The organism is Herbiconiux flava (assembly GCF_013409865.1).
Taxonomy (GTDB): domain Bacteria; phylum Actinomycetota; class Actinomycetes; order Actinomycetales; family Microbacteriaceae; genus Herbiconiux; species Herbiconiux flava.
Genome location: NZ_JACCBM010000001.1, coordinates 2458877 through 2479457, shown reverse-complemented (window position 1 = coordinate 2479457; position 20581 = coordinate 2458877). Strand labels below are relative to the sequence as shown.

The following is a 20581-nucleotide window of genomic DNA, read 5'->3' as shown; positions in this document are numbered from 1 at the left end:
CTACATCGTGCCACCGGCCGGTGACACCCGTGCCGATCCCGCCGTGCGGCGGTCGTCGCGGGCCCGGCCGTGGGTGACCGGCTGCTCGTGCCGCGCCTCCTCGAGCCGCTCGGCGATCACGCGCCGGCGCTCGAGCTCCTGCCGGAGCCTGTCCTCCTCGGCCTCGCGCAGCCAGGAGAAGCTGTACTCGCTGATCATCATGGGACCACCGCCTTCCATCGTTGTCGATGGATCGAGACTGCTCTCTGAGGCGGTGGGCGGACATCGGGAGGATGCCCTAGCTGGGGCCGCCGACTACTCGGCCAGGATGAGGTAGAGGGCGCGGCGCGCCTCGTCGATCTTCTCGACGGCCTGAGCGCGCTGCTCGTCGGTGGCCGCCGTGCGGAACTGGTGCAGCACGCCGAGGAGCTTCGCGGCGCTGGCCTGGAACTCCTGGTCGGCGGGCGACTGGCCGGCGGTGGCCTGCCAGGCGCGCTCGAGCTCCTCGCCGTGCTCGGCCACGTAGGCCCGCCCGGAGTCGCTCAGCTCGAACTCGGTGCGCCGGCCGTCTCCGGTGGAGACGATCAGCTCCTCGTCGACGAGCTGCTGCAGGGTGGGGTAGATGGAGCCGGGGCTGGGGCGCCAGACTCCGCCGGTCTTCTCGGCGATGGCCTTGATCAGGCCGTAGCCGTTCGAGGGCGACTCGGCGAGCAGCGACAGGATGGCCGCCCGCACGTCTCCGCGCTGGGCCCGGCCGCCGCGGCCGCCGCGCGGCCCGAAGCCGGGGCCGAAGCCGCCACCGAAGCCGCCGGGGCCGAAGCCGGGACCGAAACCGCTGCCGGGGCCGTGCCCGTGGGGAGAGCGCTCGAAGGAGGGGGTGTGATGAATGCGTCGCATGAGCATCCGCCTTTCGTGATCAAATCTGAATGTCGCGACTGTTCGCGATAGCTTTACGATATATCGGTAGTATTCGGATGTCAAGCCAATAGGATTTCCGCATGCACGACGAAGCGTGGGACCGCACCCCCATCCAGCCGCAGAGCGTCGACGCGCCCCTGTCGACCTCGGCCATCTTCCTGGTGGTCTCGATCGCCGAGGGCGACGAGGCGGCCGAACGCGTGCGGGACGTGATCTCCGACATCGGCGGACTCGTGCGCGCCGTCGGCTTCCGCGACCTCAACGGGCACCTTTCCTGCAACGTCGGCATCGGCTCCGACGCCTGGGACCGCTTCGGTCAGGATGCCCGTCCCGCGCAGCTGCGGCGCTTCTTCGAGGTGCGCGGTCCGGTGCACACGGCCCCCTCGACCCCGGGCGACCTGCTCTTCCACATCCGCAGCGAGCGGGCCGACCTCGCCTTCGAGCTGGAACGCCTGCTGCTCGGCAAGCTCGGCGACGCCGTCACGGTCGTCGACGAGACCACCGGCTTCCGCTACTTCGACTCCCGCGACCTGCTCGGCTTCGTCGACGGCACCGAGAACCCCACGGGCGCCGGCATGGCCCACTGGTCGATCGTCGGCGAGGAGGACGCGGCCTTCGCCGGCGGCAGCTACGTCGTCGTGCAGAAGTACCTGCACGACCTCGACGCCTGGCACGCGCTGCCGGTCGAGCTGCAGGAGAGGATCATCGGGCGCACGAAGCTCGACAACGTCGAGCTGGAGGACGAGCCCGGAGCACGCAAGTCGCACAAGGGGCTCGCGACCGTGGTCGACGCGAACGGGGTGGAGCACGACATCCTGCGCGACAACATGCCGTTCGGGCGGCCGGGGGCCGGCGAGTTCGGCACCTACTTCATCGGCTACGCCCGCGAGCTCTGGGTGATCGAGCAGATGCTGCGCCAGATGTACGTGGGCGACCCCGTCGGCTCGTACGACCGGATGCTCGACGTCTCGACCCCGGTGACCGGCACCACCTTCTTCGTACCGTCAAACGACGTGCTCGAGGGCCTCGCGCCGTAGGGCCTCGCGCCGTAGGGCCTCGTCTCGGCGGGCCTCGCCCCGGAGAGCTCAGCCGGGTGCGGTCAGCGCCCCGCGCGGAAGGCGTGTCCCCGGTGCGTGCCGGGCAGGTGCGGCCCGCCCTCGGGGAAGAACCGCTCCCGCAGGGTGTCGCCGGCGTATTCGTCGCGGGCGAGCCCCCGCTCCCGCAGCACCGGCAGCAGCAGCTCGATCAGGTCGTCGTAGGTCTCGGGCGTGAGGTGCGGCTGGATCAGGAAGCCGTCGACACCGGTCACGGCGACGAACTCCTCGATCTGGTCGGCGACCTCGTCGGGGCTGCCGACGAACACGCTGCCGTTGATGCCGGTGCGCCGGAAGTTCTCGAGGATGTCGCGCACGAGCGGCGCCGGCTTGCCGTCCTTGCCGAGGTAGCGCTCGAGGTTCGACTGCCCCATCTCGGTCTCGGTCTGGGCGATCGGCTTGTCGGGATCGAGCGCCAGCAGGTCGATGCCGGTGTTGCCGGCGTAGATCGCGGCCGCCCCCTCGTCGCTCGACATCGCCAGCATCGTGGCGTGCTTGGCCCAGGCCTCCTCACTCGTCGGCGCCGTGATGAACAGGGCTCCGACCAGGATCTTGACGGCGTCGGCCGGACGGCCCTCAGCCACGGCGCTCTCCCGGATGCCCGTCACGTTCGCCGCGACGGTGGCGGGCTCTCCCCCGCCGACGAAGACCGCCTCGGCGTTGCGGCCGGCGAACTCGCGCCCGCGACCGGAGGCCCCCGCCTGCACGAGCAGCGGCGTGCGCTGCGGCGACGGCGGGAGGTTCAGGATGCCGTCGGTGCGGAAGTACGGACCCTCGTGGTGCACGAGGTGCACCTTCTCCGGGTCGGCGTAGACGCCCGCCGCCTTGTCGAGCACCAGCGCGTCGTCCTCCCAGGAGCTCTCCCAGAGGGTGAGGCTGACGTCGACGTAGTCGTCGGCCATGTCGTAGCGGAGGTCGTGCCGGATCAGCTCGTTGCCCATCAGGGCCGCGGCGGTGGCACCCGAGGAGCCGGTGACGATGTTCCAGCCGATCCGGCCGTCGGTGAAGTGGTCGAGGGTCGCGAAACGGCGGGCGTTGGCCGCCGGCGGCTCCACCGTCGTCGAGGTGGTCAGGATGAAGCCGAGCTTCTCGGTGACGGCCGCGAGGGCGGAGACGAGTGGCATCGGGTCGCCGTGCGGGATGCCTCGGCCCTCGCGCACCGACGCCGGGATCAGCTGACCCTCCAGGGCCGGGAAGCCGTAGCTGTCGGCCAGGAACAGGAAGTCCAGGCGCGCCTCCTCGAACTTCTTCGCGAGCGCGGTCCAGTGGGAGAGCTTCGTGAACTCCGCCGAGGTGTCGTCGGGGTGCTGCCACGCCGAACCGACGGTGCCGTTGGGGCCGATGTACTGGAAGATGCCGAAGAGGAGGGGCTGCATGGCTATATTTATGCCATAAATATTTTTCGGCGGTGTTACCGGAGGTTTCGGGCGGATGAACAGCACGGGCGGGGCGGAGCGGTCGACGCGGCCGCTGGATGACGACGCCGTGGCGATGGGCGCGCGCATCCGGAGCCTGCGGCAGGACACCGGGCTGACGATGGTGCGCCTGGCCGAGGCCACCGGGGTGTCGCAGCCCTTCCTGAGCCTCGTCGAGCGCGGCCACGCCCGGCCGGGACTCGCCACGCTGGCCCGCCTCGCGGAGGCCCTCGGCGTGCCGTCGGGGTCGCTGCTCGCCCGCCCGGCCGGGAGCAGGGTCACGGCGGCCGGCGTCGACGTCGTGCACGTCGAGGCGGAGGGCCGCGCATCCGCCGGTCGTCCCGGAGAGCTCACCGTCTGGCAGCTCGCCCAGCTGCCGGGCGGGCTGTTCGCGACCGAGATCGTGGGTGAGGCGGCGGTCGCGGGCGAGCCCCGCTTCGCCGAGTTCGCCGCGCACGACGAGGAGGAGTTCCTCTACCTGCTCGGGGGCGCGCTCGAGGTGGACCTCGGCGACGGCACGGTGCATCGGCTCTCCGCCGGCGGCACGCTGGCCCTCGGCGCCGGCATCCGGCACCGCTGGCGGGCCGCGGGCCCGGAGGGGTTCCGGGCGGTGACCGTCACGTCCGGGAGGCACTCGCACTGACGCCGCGCGCACCGACGCCCGCCCTCGGCAGCGCGATGGTGATCGACGTGCCCTCGCCGAGCACGCTCGCGATGTCGACGCGGCCGCCGTGCGCGGTCACGATGGCCTTGGTGATGGTGAGCCCGAGCCCCACGCCCTGCACCGCGTTCTTCGTGGCGGTGCCCGCCCGGAAGAAGCGCTCCGAGAGACGGTGCAGCTCGTGCTCGGCGATGCCGAACCCGGTGTCGCTGACGACGATCCGCGCCTCGTCGGCGCCGGTCTCCAGAGCCACGGTGACCGAACCGCCCCGTGGCGTGAACTTCACCGCGTTGGAGAGGATGTTGTCGACGGCCTGACCGAGCCGCACGGGATCGGCGCCTAGCACGAGCGCTCCCGGCGGGATCTCCGAGCGCAGCTCGACGCCGGCGGCCTGGGCCACGGGCCGCGCGCTCTCGAGGGCCGCGCGCAGCGCACCAGGCAGATCGGTGGGCACGGCCTGCACCCGGAAGCCGCCCGAGTCGACCTGGGCCGTGAACAGCAGGTCGCCCACGAGCTGGAGCAGCCGGCGGGCGTTGCGGTCGACCACGCCGAGGTACTTCTCCTGCAGCCGGCTGAGCGGCTCGTCGTCGTCGGAGCGCAGCAGCTCGACGTAGCCGAGGATCGAGCTGAGCGGCGTGCGGAGCTCGTGCGAGATGAGCCCGGCGAACTCGTCCTTCAGACGCTCGATCTCCTTGGCGTCGGTCTCGTCGGTGGCGACGAAGACGAAACCGGCCGGCTCCCCCTCCTCGTCGAGCCGCTCGGCGATCGAGACCTGGGCCGGGAAGCCGGTGCCGTCCTTCCGCAGATAGGTCCAGTCCCGCACGTCGCGGTGACCCGACCGGGCCGTGCCGACGAGCCCCTCGAAGTCGCGCAGCTCCTCGCGGCGGTGCAGCTCGGTGATGTTCAGGCGCCCGATCGCCTCCTTCGCGGAGTACCCGAGCAGCGACGCGGCCCCGGGGTTCCAGACGGTGACGAGTCCGGCCCCGTCGGTCCCGATGATGGCGTGCCCGGTGATGTCGTTCCAGACGCCGTCGAGCAGGGCGTTCGCGTTGATGGCCTGCAGCTCGCGCTTGCGGGCCGCACGGTTGGCGCGTTCGAGGGTCTCGACGAGCCGGTCGCGTTCGGCGTTGAGTTCCTCGAGCTGGACGAGTCGCCGGTTCACGACCCGGGCGATCTGATTGATCAGCACGGCCGCGATGGTGAAGGCGACGGGCGTGAAGACCAGGCGCACGGCATCCGCCGGGCTGACCACCACGGACACGCCGAGGAGGAACGGCAACGAGATGGTCGCCACCACACCCGCGGCGGCGAAGATCACCGAGCGGAGGCCGGGCTCCGACGCGATCCAGACCAGCGGGATGACCATCAGGGCCCCGAACGGCGATGCCTGACCGTCGGTGCCGAGACGCAGCAGCGCGACCGCGGCGAACGTCGCGACGGGCACCGCGAGCTCCCAGCCGGGCGACAGACGCGTGCGCGGAAGCACGAAGGCGAACGCCGCGGCGGCCAGCACGAGCAGGTCGGCGGCGACCACGAGCGCCGGCACGACCTCCACCACGACGGGCGAGAGCAGCACGAGGTTCGCCAGCACGAACGCCACGAGCGCGGCGACCTGCTTCAGCAGCGGCGACCACGAGCCGAACGAGCCGCCCCGGCGGCGACCGGACACGCCGGACGCAGCCACCCGGACGGTCGCCGGGTTCCTCTGCCCGTCCATCAGACCCGGTCGGCCACGCCGCGCATGAAGTCGACCAGCTCGCGCACCTGGAACGGCTTCGTGATCAGGCCGTTCGCTCCCGCGAGGTGAACCGCCTCGGCGGTGCTCGGCTGGGCGTTCGCGGTGATGATCAGCACGTGCTGCTCGCGCAGCTCGTCGTCGGCGCGGATGCGCTCCACCAGTTCGAGGCCGGTCAGGCCCGGCATCGAGATGTCGAGCACGGCGAGGTCGATCTCGTCGGCCTTGAGGGCCTCCCACGCGGAGAGACCGTCGCCGACGGCGGCGGCGACCTCGTAGCCCGCCTTCTCGACGGCTATCGAGACCAGGTCGCGCAGATCGGCGTCGTCGTCGGCAATCAGAACCTTCATCGTCCCTGTCCCCCATCGTGGTCGGTCTCGCCGGTCGCGGATGCGGCCGGGAAGAGCAGTGCGAGCGTCCTCGCGACGTCGGCGGCGGTGAACGGCTTCGGCAGCACGCCGTCGACGATCGGGAACTCCTCGAGACCCAGCACCGAGGTGACCACGAGCACGCAGTCGGGCACCTCCTGCTTCATCGTGCGCACCAGCTGCCAGCCGTCGATGCCGGGCAGCATGAGGTCGATGATCGCCACGGCGGGAGCCAGCCGGCGGTAGGACTCGATCGCGGCCTCGGCCGTGACGACGAGGACGACCTCGTAGCCGAGACGCTCCAGGTGCAGACGGAGCAGGTCACCCTGGTCGGCGGAATCGTCGACCACGAGGGCGGTGCGTCCGGTGACCGGGGCAGGGCTGGGGGTCACGCAGTGGTCCTCTCGCGCCCGGTTCCCCTGAATCCGGCGTGGACGCGGGCTGAGAGCGCTACCAGCATCCTGGCATGCGGGGGGCCCTCGGTCCAACTGCTGTCGGGCAGAGGCGGGCCCCGACGCACGGACGCCGGCGGCACCCCCGCAGGGATGACCGCCGGCCGGCCGCGTCGCGCGAGCCGTGCGTGTCAGGACACGTACGACCCCGCGGCCGTGGCCACCGCCGCCGACACCGCTTGGGTGCCGCCGACGATGACGATCGCGCCCGGGTTGAGCCGGTCGAGCTCGGCCTTCACGGCCGCCGGGATGCTGTCCCGGGTGACGAGCAGCACCGGTCCGCCCTGCTTGGTCGCTGCGGCTGCTCCGGACAGGGCGTCGGGGAAGTTCTGACCCGACACCAGGTAGACCACGGGCACGCCCGGGGTGAACGTCGCCGCCGACACCGCCGCCGAGACGACGAACCGGTCGGCGCCCGCGATGCGGGTCGTGGGGGCGATGGCCTTCAGGGCCTTCTCGACCGCGGGCGAGAGCGACACGGTGCCGCCGAGCATCACGATCTTCGCGGGCTTCAGCCGCCCCAGCTCGGTCGCGATGGCGGCAGGCACGGAGGTCGGGGTCACCAGCAGCAGCGGGGCCTTCTTCAGCCCGGCCGCGGCGCCGCCCGACAGGGCGTCGGGATAGTTCGCGCCGGAGGCCACGTAGACCACGGGGGCGTTCGGGGCGAAGACCGCCTTCGACACGGCCGCCGAGACCGCGAAGCGGTCGGCACCCGCGACGCGGGTGGTCGGCGCAGTGCCCTTCAGTGAGGTGACGACGCTCTCCGCGATCGCCGCGGTGCCGCCGAGCACCACGATCTTCGCCGGCTTCAGCCGGGCGAGCTCGGCCGCGATCACCGTGGGAACGGCGTTCTTGGTGACGAGCAGCACCGGGCCGCCCTGCGCTCCGGCGGCGGGGCCGGCCGAGAGCGCGTCGGCGAAGGTCTCACCCGAGGCGATGTAGGCCACCGGCACCCCGGGGGCGAACACACCGGCCGAGACCGCCGCCGACGTGGCGAAGCGGTCGGCACCGTCGTAGCGCACCGTCTTCGCGTCGGCCGGCTGCACCGCCGCGGTGGCGGCGGAGGTCGCGGTCAGCGGCGCGTAGCCGGCCTTGGTGCCCGAGACGGCGATGGTGAGCGTCGCTCCGACGTCGGCGGAGGTGGGCACGTAGCTCAGCCCGGTGGCACCGGGGATGGCCGTTCCGTTGCGCTTCCACTGGTAGCTCAGCGCCACCGGGGCCGGAGCCCAGGGGGCGACCGTCGCGGTGAGCACCGCGCCGACCTGCGCGGTTCCGGTCACGGTCGGCAGCAGGGGGCTGATCGCCAGCAGGGGCGCCCCGTTGCTGTCGTAGAGGGCGTAGTCGTCGGTGATCAGCTCGCCGTTGGCCGTGATGTTCAGTCCGAAGCTGATGCCGGTGACGTCGGCGGGGATGGCGGGGGTGGTGAAGTTCGCCTCGGTGTAGATGGTCGCCGGGGTGAACAGCGGGCTCGACGTCCAGTACGTCCAGACGCCCAGGGTGTCACGGGTGTAGACGGCGAACTGCGTGTTCGCGGTGGACATGTAGAACGCCCGGAGAGAGTAGGTCGCACCAGGGGTGACGGTGGGCGAGCATCCGGATTCGTCGAACAGGGCGAGGAGCTTCGCGTCGCCGTCGACGTAGTTCGTGACGGTGACCTTCTCGGCGGTGGCGCCGGTGCGGCCCGGGGTGACGGTGCTGAACACGGGAGAGTTGGAGCCGAAGCTCGAGCCCCACCAGCACTGCGGGATGTTCGCGACGGCACCCGGGGTCTCCAGGCTCGGGTTGGCGACGCCGTTCTCGCCGGGGCCGGGCGCCGGAGCGAGCGGAGGGCCCGCGACGACGGGCTTGACCGCTCCGCCGACCGCCTGCTGCACCGTCTTTACCGTGCCGTTGCCGCCCGCCTGCCACTCGGCGAGCCAGGTGGTGAACTGGTCGAACAGCGCCGCACTGATCGTGGCGTTCTCGGGTGAGGTGTCACAGGCCGAGGCGCAGATGTGGTGGAACGTCAGCTGCACCCAGCCCCCGGCCGCGTCGGCCCGGGTGACGGTGGACTGCAGACGGGCCAGGTCCCAGGTGCTGTCGACCTGGTCGGCCGCCGCGGTGAGCATCGGGTCGGCGGGAGGGAGGGTCTCCGAGACCCCGCAGTCGGCGCAGGGGGTGCCCGGAGCCGTCTTCAGGTCGCCGAGACCGCGCCCTGTGTTGTAGCCGCAGTCCGCCACCGCCTGCTCGACCGCCGGGTTCACCGAGGCGAAGGGGTAGGCGAAGCTCGTGATCGGGTAGCCCCAGTTCGTGAGGTTGACGCGGTCGTTGCAGACCTCGCGCTTCACGTCGTCGGCCCCGAGGGTCGTCAGGTCGAGGTGGTGCACCGTGTGGCCGCCGATCTCGTTGCCGGCGCCGGCGATGGTTCCCACCTGGGGCCGGGTCAGGTAGCCGGGCTGGTCGACGTAGCCGGAGATGATGTAGAAGGTGCCCTTCAGGCCCTTCGCATTCATGGTGGCGGCGGCCGCCAGCTGGTCGGCGTTGCCGTCGTCGAAGGTCAGCGAGACGACCGTGCTGCCGGCCGCCTGGGCGGGTTGGGCCGGCGCGGCGACCACGGCGCCCACCAGGGCTGCCGCGGCCAGCGCGACGGAGAGCAGGCCGGCGGTGAACCGCCGGGAACGGATTGTGGACTCGGTCATCGTCGACCCCCTGTTGCGTCGGAGCCGGCGCCGGCCCCCCTGCGGCGGCGACGACGGCGGAACGCGAAGGGCGCTCCAGGGGCGACGGTAACAGCGGGTGAGTCGGCCGATCACGCATCTTTCCCGCAACGGAAACAGTGCGGGCACGGTGCGGTTTTCCACATCAGTTCTGTGCAGGACCTGGGTTTTCCTTTCGCCGACACGCCCGAGCGAGCAGAATAGCGGAAACTTCGTGACGACTGTCGACAACTTCGCTGGGGGACGCTGGAGCACTCTCGACTCGATGTGACGCTCATCCGACCGATTGGAGCGCTGCATGCAATTCCTCGCCAGAGCCGTCGAGCTGGATTCGATCGCGCGTCTCGGGGCGTCGAGCGCAGGAGGGGCACTGGTCTTCACGGGCGAGCACGGCATCGGCAAGACGCGGCTGATGACGGAGGCGCTCGCACGATCGTCGCTCCGCGCCGTGCTGGTGCAGACCAATCCCGCCGAGTCGGCCTGGCCGCTCTCCGGGTTCACCGCCGTCTTCGCGTCGATCGACGATCCCCGGGCGGTGGAGTTCGCCGGGCGGTTCACCCTGCGCTCCACCGAGCCGCAGCAGGTCTTCGCCGCGGCACGGGATCTGCTGACCATGCTCCGTGGACTCGGGCTGCCGCCGCTGCTCGTCCTGATCGACGATCTCGACCGCATGGACGAGATCAGCCAGACCCTGATCGGCTTCATGGCCGGCCGGCTCGCCGGCACCGGACTGCGCGTCGTCGCAACCGCCCAGCGGCTCGCCCGCGACCACATGCTCGCCTTCCGCGAGTCGCCGCTCGCCCCGCTGAGCTTCGCCGAGGCGGCCGAGCTGGTGCAGGGCGAGCTCGGACCGTCGGCCGACGCCGGCACCGTGCAGATCCTCGCCGCACGAAGCGGCGGCAACCCGCTCGTGGTCGAGCAGTCGGCGCACGCCCTCACCCCTGACCAGATCGCCGGCCGTGAGGCCCTCGTGCTGCCGATGCGGCCGCCGCGGGCCATGAAGGCGGTCTCGGCGGTGCGCGTGGCCACGCTCTCCCCCGCCGCCCGGGCCGTGGCCGAGGACGTCGCGATGGCTCCCCTCAGCGATGTCGGGCGGTTGACGGGCGACGACGTCGAGCGCATCGACGCGCTGGAGGAGCTGCTCTACTCCGGGTTCGTCGACGTGCACGGCCAGGTGGTGCGGATGCACGACCCCCTGCTGCGCTCCTACCACTACTGGAGCCTCGAACCGCACCATCGGCGCGACCGTCACCGCGAGCTGGCCGCCCTCGGCGACGGGCCGCGCGACCGCACCCGGGCCTGGCACGAGAGCTTCGCCCCCGCCGGCAGGACGGTCGTCGCCGAACTGCTGGAGGCCGCGAGCGCCCTGACCGAGGCCGACGAGAGCGACGCCGCCGTCGAGTTCGCGGAGCGCGCCCTGCTGATCGACCCCGATCTGACCACCGATCACGAGGGGATGCACCGCTTCGCGTCGGCGCTCGCGGCACAGGGGCTGCTCGACCTGGCGTCGCGGTATCTCGCCCGCGTGCACGTCGGGACTCCCACCGCCGCCGAGAATCTGAGGCTCGCGACCACCCGCATCGGCATCGAGCTCTCCCGAAGCCACGTGGTGCCGACCGACGACGTCGAAGCCTCCGTGAGCCTGTACGGCGACGACGACCCCCTGGGTGCAGCGGTGCTCCTGAGCATGGTCTCCTCGTTCCACAGCGGGCGCTGGGATCTCGAGGAGGCGAGGCGCTGGCTGCTCCTCGCCGGCCTGTTCGTCGAGAAGGCGGGCGAGACCCCGGCGGGCTACACCGACGCAGCCCGCATGATCGACGCCGTCGACGGCCGCTCCTCCGTGAGCCCGGTCGCCGCCCGGCTGAGCTCGGACGATCTGCAGGAGCTCTCCGTCTGGTCGCTGACCGCGTTCGCGACGGTGCTGTGCTACCAGGAGCGGTACGCCCAGGCCCGGCGCGTCGTGAACGTCGTCTTCCACGACCACCCCACCGCGCACCTCGCCCGCTCCTGGGCGTGGAGCCTGTCCCTGATCAACGAGATCCGTGCCGGCGACTTCCGCCGGGCGCACGCCGTGGTCGAGTACTGGAACGCCGAGCCCACCGACTCCGAACGCGACCATGCCGGCCGGGCACTCGCGATGACCTGGCACGCCCTGACCCTCGGTCTCCGGGACGAGGCGAACGAGCGGGCGGAGGAGTGCACGTCGCGAGGCTCGGCCGAGCGCAACCCGGCGGTGCTCGCACGGCTGTCGACCTTCCTCGGCACCGATGCGCTGCTCCGCCGCGACCTCGACGAGGCCGTCCGCCTGTTCACGCTCGCGGATGCCGGTTCGGCCCACATCGACAACCTCTCCCTGGTGCGTCACGCCGACGGCCTGGTCGAGGCACTGACGCTCTCCGGCCGCCCGGCGGAGGCTGAGGCGGTGCTGCAGCGGATGCTCGTGCAGCAGCGCGAGCGCCCTAGCACGTGGCTGGACCTCGCCGTCGCGCGCTCCCGCGCCGTCCTCGCCCCCGACGAAGCCGCACCCGCCCTGTTCGACGCCGCGGTCGCCCTGCACGAGGAGCACGCCGGCGACTACGATCTCGGCCGGGCCCTGATCGCCCAGGGCGACCGGCTGTCGAGGCTGGGCCTCCGCGGAGCGTCGGAGACGGTGCTCGCCACCGCGGCCGCGGCCTTCGAGCGGGCCGGCGCGAGCCAATGGGCCCGCCGGGCCTCGGCGGGCGAGCCGGTCGTCGTGCGCGACGCCGACAGCATCATGACGCTGCTGAAGGCCGAGGAGCGCGTGATCGCCGAACTCGTGCGCCGGGGCCTCCGCAACCGGGAGATCGCGGGCGAGCTGTTCATCTCGCTGCGCACGGTGGAGCTCCGCCTCACCCACATCTACCGCAAGGTCGGGGCGCGCTCGCGATCGCACCTGGCGTCGCTGCTGAACTGACGCTCAGCCCGCCGACGAGGTCACCGGCCGCCGCGACGGGCTCGTCCACTGCCCCGTCGACCGTCGGAAGCCCGCCTTGTACAGCGCCACCAGGCAGAGCACCGCGTCGATCACCCGCAGCAGAGGGAAGACGAGTCCGTAGGCGAGGTAGGCCGCCCGGCGCGACACGACGGCGGCGAGCAGCGTGAGGAGGTAGTCGGGGACGACGACACCCAGCACCAGCGCGAGCGGCGGCAGAGCATCCGCCAGCCCGCTCAGCACGCCGCCGGGCACGAGACCCGCCTCGCCCGACAGGGTGACCGCCGTCGAGACCGCGATCGCCGGCAGCACGAGCACCAGCACCGCACTCGAGACGAGCAGCTCGACGATGAACAGCGTGAGCGAGAGCCAGAACACGCTCAGCCGGAAGCGGTGCCGCAGCACGGTCTGCCAGAACCCGAGGTTCCATCTCTCGACCTGCTTCACGTAGTCGACGAGCTCGTCCGGGTCCTGGGTGTGGGCGATGGCGCAGTGCGGGTGGAAGGCGATGCGGCCGAGGCGCTTGGCGTGCACCTCGAAGGTCATGTTGTAGTCCTCGATCTTCAGCCCGGGCGCCGCGATGTCGATGTCGGCCAGGATGCGCGTGCGGTACATGCTCGCGAAGCCGGGCACGATCGGCACCGCGTCGGCGAACCGTCCCGCCTGACCGAACTTGAACAGGTACTGCATGGCGACGTACACGCGCTCCCGATAGGCCACGAGGATGCGCCCGGCCCGCGCGGGCGAGCGCGGGGTGAGCAGCGTCGTCGCGCGCCCCGCCACGGCCACGACTGCCGGGTCGTCGAAGGCCCGGAGGCCGGTCTCGAAGTAGTCGGGGGCGAGGCGGGTGTCGGCGTCGAGCAGCATCACGACGTCGAAGCGCTCGGCGAGCTCGAAGTGCCGGATGGCCTCCACCAGCGCTCCCGCCTTGCCGCGGTTCGGGTTCAGCTCGAGAACCGCCGCGCCGTGCTCGCGGGCGATCTCGGCCGTGGCGTCGGTCGAGCCGTCGCTGACGAGGAAGAGCTGCACGCCCGACTGCAGCGCCTGGAGTGCGGCGAGGGTGCCGCCGAGCACCGGCTCCTCGTCGTGCGCCGCCATCAGCACGGCCACGCGATCGCGCTCGGGCCGTCCTGCGGCGAGCGCCGTCCCCTCGCCCCGGTCGGCGGGGAGGCCGCCGACGCGGCGGAGCGGCGTGAGGCGGGCGGCGATCACGCGGAGCACGCCGGCCGTCGTCCAGATGAGGGTGCTCAGTCCGAGGACGAGCAGCAGGGTGATCCAGAACGTCGTCATCGAGGGCTCCCTCCCGCCTCGCGCGGGGAGCGGCCTCCTCGCTGCCTCCACGGTAGGAGCGGGCGGGTGGACGGGGGTCGCCGGATCCCGCCGTCCTGGGTGCGGGAAGCCGCAAGCGACGGCGGGCGGGCCGCAACCCCACGCCAAGGGCCCGGGGTAAACCGCACTCCTCGCCGATCGCGTTGACGACGCCGGGCGCCGCCGCCGAGGGTGAGGACCGGGGGCCAGAGTCGGACGTTCCGCTCATCCGCCCACCGGGACGACTGCAGCCGCTGCAGGACGGTCCGCATCACGGACAACGAGGGGAATGACGATGACGACGTTCGAGAGCATCAGCCGGCCGACCGACGAGAAGGAGTGGCTCGCCACCATCGCACCGCCACTGGTGCACCCGGCCCGCCCCGACTTCGACTTCGACGTCGCGATCGTGGGGCTCGGCTACGTGGGGCTGCCGACGGCGCTCGCCTACCACTCGGCGCACAGCCGGGTGCTGGCGCTCGACGTCTCGGCCCGGCGCATCGACACGATCCGCGCCCAAGGCGCGGATCTGCTCGACAGCGACCGGCTGCGGCTGGCCGAGGCGCTGGACCGCCCCGACTTCGTGCTGACGAGCGATCCCGAGGAGCTCCGCCGGGCCGCCGCCGTGATCGTCTGCGTGCCGACGCCGATCGACGAGCACCTCGTGCCCGACCTGTCCATCCTGCGGGCGGCGTGCACGACCATCCTGTCGACGGTCACTCCGGGGCAGACGCTGATGCTCACCTCGACCACCTACGTCGGCTGCACCGACGACCTGCTGGTGAAGCCCCTGACCGAGCTGGGCCTCAGCGTCGGCAACGACGTGTTCGTCGCCTTCAGCGCCGAGCGCATCGACCCGGGCAACGCGGCCTTCGGGCACGACGAGGTGCCCCGCGTGGTCGGAGGGGCGACGCCCCAGTGCGAGGAGGAGGCGACCCGTCTGCTGCTGCGCTACGTCACCACGGTGCACCGGGTGCGCTCGCTCGCCGCGGCCGAGATGACCAAGCTCCTGGAGAACACGTTTCGCGCCGTCAACATCGCCCTGGCCAACGAGTTCGCCGACATCTGCACCTCGCTCGACATCGACGTCGCCGACGTGATCGACGCCGCCTCGACGAAGCCCTACGGGTTCATGCCCTTCCTCCCGGGACCCGGGGTCGGTGGGCACTGCATCCCCTGCGACCCGCACTACCTGCTCTGGCAGCTGAAGCGCTCGCGCGTCTCGGCGCCGATGATCACGCAGGCGATGACTGAGATCTCGGCCCGGCCGCACCGCGTGGTCGACCGGGTGCAGACCGTCCTCTCCGAACGGGGCCGCGGCATGACCGGCGCCCGGGTGCTCGTGGTCGGCATCGCCTACAAGGCCGACGTGGAGGACCTGCGGGAGTCGCCCGCCCTCGAGATCCTCGACGAGCTGATCCGCCGGGGCGCCCGGGTGGGCTACCTCGACCCGCACTTCGACAGCGTCGCTCTGGCGGGCGGGAGCTCCCTCGCCGGCATCGCCGACCCGGCCGCCTTCGACGCCGACCTCGTGGTGCTGCACACCCGCCACCGCGACACCGACCTCAGCTGGCTCGACGACCGCCAGATCGTGCTCGACACCACCTACCGCGGGGTCGACGTCGCCCACCGTGTGAACCTCTGACCCCCGCCGCACCGGCAGAAAGAACAGTGAACTGATGCGTACCATCGTGACCGGCGGCGCCGGCTTCATCGGCAGCCACCTCGTCGACCACCTGCTCCGGGCGGGAGACGAGGTCGTCGTGCTCGACGACATGTCGACCGGCTCCCCCCGCAACCTCCTCGACTCGCTCGTCGACCCGCGGCTCAGCATCGTGCACGGCTCGGTGCTCGACCGCGAGCTGCTGCTCGACACCGTGCGCGGCGCCGACCGGGTGTTCCACCTGGCCGCCGCGGTCGGTGTGAAGCTGATCGTCGACCACCCGCTGGCGAGCCTCCGGGTGAACATCCACGGCACCGAGAACGTGCTCGACGCCTGCTCGGCGAGTGGCGCCTCGCTGCTCCTGGTCTCGACCAGCGAGATCTACGGCAAGAACACCTCCGACCGTCTGCACGAGAACTCCGACCGGGTGCTCGGCTCGCCGCTGCGCTCCCGCTGGACCTACGCGGCGGCGAAGGGCATCGACGAGGCGTTCGCCCACGCCTACTGGAGCGAGCACGGACTCGACGTCACCATCGTGCGTCCCTTCAACACCGTGGGCCCGCGCCAGACCGGCCGCTACGGGATGGTCGTGCCGAACCTCGTGGGCCAGGCCCTCCGGGGCGAACCGCTCACCGTCTACGGCGACGGCGAGCAGACCCGCTGCTTCTCCTACGTCGGCGACGTCGTGCCCGCCATGGTGCGCCTGCTGGAGGAGCCGAGCGCGACCGGCCAGGCCTTCAACCTCGGGGGCGCCGAGGAGGTCTCGATCAACGCCCTCGCCCGCCGGGTGATCCAGGTCACCGGCAGCTCGAGCGACGTCGTGCACGTCGACTACGCCGACGCCTACGCGGCCGGCTTCGAGGACATGCGCCGCCGGGTGCCCGACTACGGCAAGGCCGCCGCCCTCGTGGGCTTCGACCCGGCCACGCACCTGGACGAGATCATCCGCCGCGTCGCCGAGCACCTGGGCGGGCCGTCGGACGTGCGTGCCGCAACCGGCCAGCGGGCCACGGCCGGGCGCCACTGATGTGCGGCATCGTCGCGGCCCGCACGGCGGAGCCGGTCGCGCCCATCCTGCTCCGCGCCCTGAAGCTGCTCGAGTACCGCGGCTACGACTCCGCGGGCGTCAGCATCCGCACGAGCGGTGGGGACAGCGCCACGACCCGCACGATCGACCGCGTCGAGTCGCTCCAGGCCCGGGTCGGCGCCTGGTCGGGTGCCGACCTGCCCGGTACGGGCATCGGCCACACCCGCTGGGCGACGCACGGGGCCGTGACCGAGCAGAACGCGCATCCGCACCAGGACTGCTCGGGCCGGCTCAGCCTCGTGCACAACGGCATCATCGAGAACGCCGCCGCCCTGCGGCACGAGCTCGAGGAGAAGGGGCACGTCTTCGCCTCGGAGGTCGACAGCGAGGTGATCGGGCACCTGGTCGAGGAGGGCCTGCGGCACGACGACGACCTCGCCCGGGCCGTCACCGGCGCCGTGGCGGCGCTCGAGGGGTCCTGGGCCGTGGTGGTGCTCGACGGGCATACCGACCGGCTGGTGGCCGCCGCGCACCGATCGCCGCTGCTGGTGGCCCGCTCCCCCCGCGGGGTCTTCGCCGCCAGCGACATCAACGCCATCGGCGAATGGGTCGAGCACTTCCAGGCCATGCGCGACGGCGACGTCGTCGAGCTCGCCGAGGAGCTCGTCTGGAGCCGGGGCGGACTCCCCGCCGAGCAGCCGCCGATGGCCGATTCGGTCTGGACGGGTGCATCCATCGGCGTGGACGGGCATCCTGACTTCATGAGCAAGGAGATCGCCGAGCAGCCCGACGTCGCGGCCCGCATCGTCGACCGCCTGGCCCCCCACGTGCTCGACGGCTCGCTCTGGGCCGACCTGGCCCTCCCCCGCTTCGACCGGGTGACGGTCATCGGCTGCGGCACCTCGCTCAACGCGGGGCGGATGATCGGCGGCGCCCTCTCGTCGCTCGGCCGGGTCCCCGTGCGCACTCTCGTGGCCAGCGAGGCCGCCGACGCGGTGATGGAGCCGCGCACCCTGGTGCTCGCCCTCAGCCAGTCGGGCGAGACGGCCGACCTGCTGAACGCGATCGAGCGCCTCGACCTGTCCCGGTCCTCCCTCGTCGCCATCACGAACAACGAGCACTCCACCCTCGCCCGACAGGCCGACTCCGTGCTCACCTGCGACGCCGGCCCCGAGATCGGGGTCGCGGCCACGAAGACCTTCGTGGCGCAGGTCATCACCGGGGTCGCCGCCGCCCTGTCGGCCCTGGTGGCGAGCGAGCGGATGCTCCGCTCCGACGCCGTGCGCCACAGCGACGAGCTCCGGCTGATGCCCGAGCTCCTCGCCCACGCCATCGCCGTGTCACACGAGGTGCTGCCGTCGATCGTGGCCGGGGTGCTCGACGAACCGGGATTCCTCTTCCTCGGCCAGGGCACCGGCGTGGTGCTCGCCGCCGAGGGCGCCCTGAAGCTCAAGGAGCTGAGCTACCGGTGGGCCGAGCACCAGCCCGCCGGCGAGCTCAAGCACGGTCCGCTCGCTCTCGTCGATCGGGGCACCCCGGTGCTCGTGATCGACTCCGGCGACCCGAGGATCGACCGCAGCATCGCGGAGGTCGACGCGCGGGGCGGGCGGATCGTGCGCATCGGCGGCCCGGGCAGCACCGTGCCGGTGGTCGGCCTCGGCCGCCCGGCCGGGCCGATGGCCGGAGCCCGGCGCTGGGGGCCCCTCGAGGCCGTCGTGCCGCTGCAGATCTTCGCCCGCGACCTCGCCCTCGCGCTGGGCCGCGACGTCGACAAGCCCCGCAACCTGGCCAAGTCGGTCACCGTCGAATGAGCGCTCCGTGAGCACTCCCTCCAAGCCGCGGTGCCGGGCGGTGACCAGTCGTCCCGGGCCCCCCACCGGCCGACGCATCGCCCGGCACCGCCTTCCCGCCGTCGTCGCCCTCGTGGCGGCGGCGGCACTCCCCCTCGGCGGCTGCAGCCTGCTGGCGGCCGGGGACCCCTCGAGCGCGTACCCGCTGCACACGGGGATCGTCGCCACGACGTTCTGGGTCGGCGAGGTCTTCGACCCGACCGCGTCCGACGGCAGCCAGGTCCACTCCACCTACGACTCGCTCTGGATGGAGAGCTTCGGGGGCTGCGACGGCACCGAGGTCGACGGCGTCTGCCAGACCGAGGCGCGCACGGCGGCGGAGGACTGGTTCCCGACCGAGACGGTGCCGCTCGAGAATCCGTTCTATCTCGACCTGCCGTTCGACGACGTCAACGACCCCGGGGCCTTCGCCCGGCGCGACGAGGTGGTGCCGTGGGCCGGCCAGGAGCCGTACCGCTCGCACCGCGGCGACCCGCTGTTCAGCTATCTGAAGAACCGCTGGGTGGAGCTGAGCTTCGACGGAGCGACCTGCTACGCCCAGATCCAGGATGCGGGACCCGGGGAGTACGACGACGCCGAGTACGTCTTCGGTTCCGACGACGAGCGCCCGCTGAACGACCGCTACGGCGGAGCCGGCATGGACGTCTCGCCGGCCGTGGTGGGCTGTCTCGGCTTCGACGAGCTGAACGGCGAGCAGGCGGGCGTCTCGTGGCGCTTCGTCGACGACGCCGACGTTCCCGAGGGGCCGTGGACCCGGATCGTGACGACCAGCCAGGTGCGCTGACGCACTCGCGCAGCGGCGCCCCGCACACGACGAAGCCCCCGGTCTCGCGACCGGGGGCTTCTCGTTTCAGTGGACCCGAGGGGATTCGAACCCCTGACCCCCTGCATGCCATGCAGGTGCGCTACCAGCTGCGCCACGGGCCCATTCTCATGGGCGCCGTTTCCACCTCTCGGCGGAAACAACTTGTCTAGGTTACTACATCTTCAGAGCCGCTGTGACCACATCAGGCCTCGGCGGCGGTGACCGCGAGGGGCACGACCGGGCAGTCCTTCCAGAGCCGCTCGAGCGAGTAGTACATGCGGTCCTCCTCGTGGAAGACGTGCACGACGAGGTCGCCGAAGTCGAGCAGGATCCATCGCCCCTCGGACATGCCCTCGCGGCGCAGGACCTTGCTGCCGCTCTCGCCCAGCCTGTCCTGGATCTCCTCGGCGATGGCGACGACGTTGCGCTCGTTGCGGCCCGAGGCGAGCAGGAACACGTCGGCGAGGGGCAGCGGCCCCGAGACGTCGAGGGCGACGAGGTTCTCGGCCTGCTTGGAGTCGGCGGCCTGGGCGGCCAGCTGAGCGAGTTCGATGGATGCGGTGGAAGCGGTCACGAAGACTTTCTGATGAGAGCGGGGTCTAGAAGACCTGGAAGACGAAGACGGCGAGCAGCAGCCCGACGACACCGACGGCGAGCACACCCGCCGTGATGGCGAGCACCACGGGAGCGTTGGCCCTGGCCCGCTTGGGAGGGGCGATCAGCGAGGTCGAGGAGGTGTTCGTGCTGATGGCACGGCTCGCGCTGACCGGAGCGACGTCGGAGCCGCCCTGCTCGACCTCGGAGCGCTCGAGGAGCGTGTCGAGGTCGTTGGACTCGAGGCCCGTCGCCGGAGCGCCGAGCGAGCCGAAGCTCTTGGGGAGGTCGATCGACCCGGTGATGATGACCTCGCCGGTCTCGTCGAGCGCGGTGCCGACGTCGCCCGAACCGGGGACGGTCGGCAGCACCAGGGCGCTGGTGGTCGAGATGGAGTTGGTCGCGGCGTTGTTGCGCAGCGAGATGAGGTCGTCGAACGAGGAGGGCAGCTGGTCGCTCGTGGGGTGCTCGCCCTCGGACGGGCTCTGGAAGACCGGTGCGAGGTTCGGCGCGGCATCGGAACCCGACGACGGCGGCCCGACGGCGGGATCGTCGATCACCATCTCCTCGACGACCGTGTCGTCGTCGGAGTCGTCGGCCTCGGAGTTCGGCACGATCTCGGCGTGCTCGGCGGTGTCGTCGGGCTGCGCCTCGTCGGGCGGCGACTGCACGAGCACGGGGTCGGACATCGGGACGACCTCGATGATCGGCGCGGCGGAGCCGGCGGGCTCGGCGTCGTCGACGGCCTCGTCGGGCGAGACGACCTCGGGGACGATGGTGTCTTCGTCGACACCCTCGTGCTCGGCGTCGGCCTTGTGATCGGTGTCGGCCTCGTGCTCGGCGTCGGCCTCATGCTCGGCGTCGGTCTCGTCGAGCGTGTCGGCCGGGCCCTGCTCGCGCACGACGCGACGCGAGCCGCCGGCGGAGACGGGGGCGTTCGACTCGGCGGCCTCGGCCTCGGCCGCGCCCTCCGCGGCGCCGGTGGGCGCGCCGTCGTCGCCCTCTTCGGGCAGGGGCGCCTGGCCCTGGCGCTCCATTTCACGCAGCTGACGCCGCGTGAGCG

Annotated in this window: 17 protein-coding genes and 1 tRNA gene; 7 read left to right on the top strand and 11 right to left on the bottom strand. The window is 71.9% G+C overall.

What is annotated here, in order from left to right:
• Both BJ984_RS11920 and BJ984_RS11915 read right to left on the bottom strand, forming a co-directional pair.
• A complete protein-coding gene (locus BJ984_RS11920) occupies positions 1-201 on the bottom strand; it encodes a hypothetical protein (protein ID WP_179548209.1) in 201 nt (66 codons plus the stop codon).
• Positions 202-294: 93 nt separating this feature from the next.
• A complete protein-coding gene (locus BJ984_RS11915; RefSeq protein WP_173180774.1) occupies positions 295-876 on the bottom strand; it encodes a PadR family transcriptional regulator in 582 nt (193 codons plus the stop codon).
• Positions 877-977: 101 nt separating this feature from the next.
• Between BJ984_RS11915 and BJ984_RS11910 the strand changes: the two genes are divergently transcribed.
• The gene (locus BJ984_RS11910) at positions 978-1934 is read left to right on the top strand and encodes a Dyp-type peroxidase (RefSeq protein ID WP_179548207.1); all 957 of its coding nucleotides are present in this window, start codon (positions 978-980) and stop codon (positions 1932-1934) included.
• Between the two features lie 62 nt (positions 1935-1996).
• Here BJ984_RS11910 and BJ984_RS11905 read toward each other — a convergent pair whose 3' ends face one another.
• Positions 1997-3367, bottom strand: coding sequence for an NtaA/DmoA family FMN-dependent monooxygenase (locus BJ984_RS11905; protein ID WP_179548206.1), 1371 nt, complete (start codon positions 3365-3367; stop codon positions 1997-1999).
• 55 nt (positions 3368-3422) lie between these two features.
• On the opposite strand from BJ984_RS11905, the gene BJ984_RS11900 reads away from it, so the two are divergent.
• On the top strand, positions 3423-4049 hold the full coding sequence (locus BJ984_RS11900) for a helix-turn-helix domain-containing protein (protein WP_179548205.1): 627 nt from the start codon (positions 3423-3425) through the stop codon (positions 4047-4049).
• Here the strand turns inward: BJ984_RS11900 and BJ984_RS11895 are convergent.
• The 4 genes from BJ984_RS11895 to BJ984_RS11880 all read right to left on the bottom strand — a co-directional run bounded on the left by BJ984_RS11895 (position 4024) and on the right by BJ984_RS11880 (position 9300).
• Entirely contained in the window at positions 4024-5784 is a 1761-nt protein-coding gene (locus tag BJ984_RS11895) for a sensor histidine kinase (RefSeq protein WP_179548204.1), read from the bottom strand. The two genes, BJ984_RS11900 and BJ984_RS11895, sit on opposite strands and share 26 nt — an antisense overlap.
• On the bottom strand, positions 5784-6152 hold the full coding sequence (locus tag BJ984_RS11890) for a response regulator (RefSeq protein ID WP_179548203.1): 369 nt from the start codon (positions 6150-6152) through the stop codon (positions 5784-5786). The genes BJ984_RS11895 and BJ984_RS11890 overlap by 1 nt, the downstream gene beginning before the upstream one ends.
• Positions 6149-6562, bottom strand: a complete 414-nt coding sequence (locus tag BJ984_RS11885) for a response regulator (RefSeq protein ID WP_179548202.1) — start codon at positions 6560-6562, stop codon at positions 6149-6151. The genes BJ984_RS11890 and BJ984_RS11885 overlap by 4 nt, the downstream gene beginning before the upstream one ends.
• A 191-nt stretch (positions 6563-6753) precedes the next feature.
• Complete coding sequence (locus BJ984_RS11880; RefSeq protein WP_179548201.1) at positions 6754-9300, bottom strand: cell wall-binding repeat-containing protein; 2547 nt, start codon at positions 9298-9300, stop codon at positions 6754-6756.
• Positions 9301-9616: 316 nt separating this feature from the next.
• On the opposite strand from BJ984_RS11880, the gene BJ984_RS11875 reads away from it, so the two are divergent.
• Complete coding sequence (locus BJ984_RS11875; RefSeq protein ID WP_179548200.1) at positions 9617-12253, top strand: helix-turn-helix transcriptional regulator; 2637 nt, start codon at positions 9617-9619, stop codon at positions 12251-12253.
• 3 nt (positions 12254-12256) lie between these two features.
• On the opposite strand, the gene BJ984_RS11870 is transcribed toward BJ984_RS11875, so the two are convergent.
• Positions 12257-13561: a glycosyltransferase family 2 protein gene (locus BJ984_RS11870; RefSeq protein ID WP_179548199.1), complete on the bottom strand. Its 1305-nt coding sequence runs from the start codon at positions 13559-13561 to the stop codon at positions 12257-12259.
• 313 nt (positions 13562-13874) lie between these two features.
• Between BJ984_RS11870 and BJ984_RS11865 the strand changes: the two genes are divergently transcribed.
• From BJ984_RS11865 to BJ984_RS11850, 4 genes are read left to right on the top strand one after another with little or no spacing between them, the layout of a single operon-like run.
• Positions 13875-15224 (top strand): nucleotide sugar dehydrogenase, encoded by a 1350-nt coding sequence (locus BJ984_RS11865; RefSeq protein WP_179548198.1) that lies wholly within the window; start codon positions 13875-13877, stop codon positions 15222-15224.
• Between the two features lie 34 nt (positions 15225-15258).
• Positions 15259-16269, top strand: coding sequence for an NAD-dependent epimerase/dehydratase family protein (locus BJ984_RS11860; RefSeq protein ID WP_179548197.1), 1011 nt, complete (start codon positions 15259-15261; stop codon positions 16267-16269).
• Positions 16269-18080 (top strand): glutamine--fructose-6-phosphate transaminase (isomerizing), encoded by a 1812-nt coding sequence (gene glmS / locus BJ984_RS11855; RefSeq protein WP_179548196.1) that lies wholly within the window; start codon positions 16269-16271, stop codon positions 18078-18080. Before BJ984_RS11860 ends, glmS begins: the two co-directional genes overlap by 1 nt.
• Before the next feature lie 7 nt (positions 18081-18087).
• Entirely contained in the window at positions 18088-18903 is an 816-nt protein-coding gene (locus BJ984_RS11850) for a hypothetical protein (RefSeq protein ID WP_179548195.1), read from the top strand.
• Positions 18904-18973: 70 nt separating this feature from the next.
• Here BJ984_RS11850 and BJ984_RS11845 read toward each other — a convergent pair.
• The 3 genes from BJ984_RS11845 to BJ984_RS11835 all read right to left on the bottom strand — a co-directional run bounded on the left by BJ984_RS11845 (position 18974) and on the right by BJ984_RS11835 (position 20555).
• Positions 18974-19046, bottom strand: a tRNA-Ala gene (locus tag BJ984_RS11845).
• 80 nt (positions 19047-19126) lie between these two features.
• Positions 19127-19498, bottom strand: coding sequence for a ribosome silencing factor (gene rsfS / locus BJ984_RS11840; protein WP_179548194.1), 372 nt, complete (start codon positions 19496-19498; stop codon positions 19127-19129).
• Positions 19499-19523: 25 nt separating this feature from the next.
• Entirely contained in the window at positions 19524-20555 is a 1032-nt protein-coding gene (locus BJ984_RS11835; protein WP_179548193.1) for a hypothetical protein, read from the bottom strand.
• Between the last annotated feature and the right edge of the window lie 26 nt (positions 20556-20581).

Bases quoted from the DNA above. Each gene is read 5' to 3' on its own strand.
- BJ984_RS11920 (WP_179548209.1), bottom strand. From the start codon at position 201: ATGATGATCAGCGAGTACAGCTTCTCCTGGCTGCGCGAGGCCGAGGAG.
- BJ984_RS11915 (WP_173180774.1), bottom strand. From the start codon at position 876: ATGCGACGCATTCATCACACCCCCTCCTTCGAGCGCTCTCCCCACGGG.
- BJ984_RS11910 (WP_179548207.1), top strand. From the start codon at position 978: ATGCACGACGAAGCGTGGGACCGCACCCCCATCCAGCCGCAGAGCGTC.
- BJ984_RS11905 (WP_179548206.1), bottom strand. From the start codon at position 3,367: ATGCAGCCCCTCCTCTTCGGCATCTTCCAGTACATCGGCCCCAACGGC.
- BJ984_RS11900 (WP_179548205.1), top strand. From the start codon at position 3,423: ATGAACAGCACGGGCGGGGCGGAGCGGTCGACGCGGCCGCTGGATGAC.
- BJ984_RS11895 (WP_179548204.1), bottom strand. From the start codon at position 5,784: ATGGACGGGCAGAGGAACCCGGCGACCGTCCGGGTGGCTGCGTCCGGC.
- BJ984_RS11890 (WP_179548203.1), bottom strand. From the start codon at position 6,152: ATGAAGGTTCTGATTGCCGACGACGACGCCGATCTGCGCGACCTGGTC.
- BJ984_RS11880 (WP_179548201.1), bottom strand. From the start codon at position 9,300: ATGACCGAGTCCACAATCCGTTCCCGGCGGTTCACCGCCGGCCTGCTC.
- BJ984_RS11875 (WP_179548200.1), top strand. From the start codon at position 9,617: ATGCAATTCCTCGCCAGAGCCGTCGAGCTGGATTCGATCGCGCGTCTC.
- BJ984_RS11870 (WP_179548199.1), bottom strand. From the start codon at position 13,561: ATGACGACGTTCTGGATCACCCTGCTGCTCGTCCTCGGACTGAGCACC.
- BJ984_RS11865 (WP_179548198.1), top strand. From the start codon at position 13,875: ATGACGACGTTCGAGAGCATCAGCCGGCCGACCGACGAGAAGGAGTGG.
- BJ984_RS11860 (WP_179548197.1), top strand. From the start codon at position 15,259: ATGCGTACCATCGTGACCGGCGGCGCCGGCTTCATCGGCAGCCACCTC.
- glmS (WP_179548196.1), top strand. From the start codon at position 16,269: ATGTGCGGCATCGTCGCGGCCCGCACGGCGGAGCCGGTCGCGCCCATC.
- BJ984_RS11835 (WP_179548193.1), bottom strand. From the start codon at position 20,555: ATGGAGCGCCAGGGCCAGGCGCCCCTGCCCGAAGAGGGCGACGACGGC.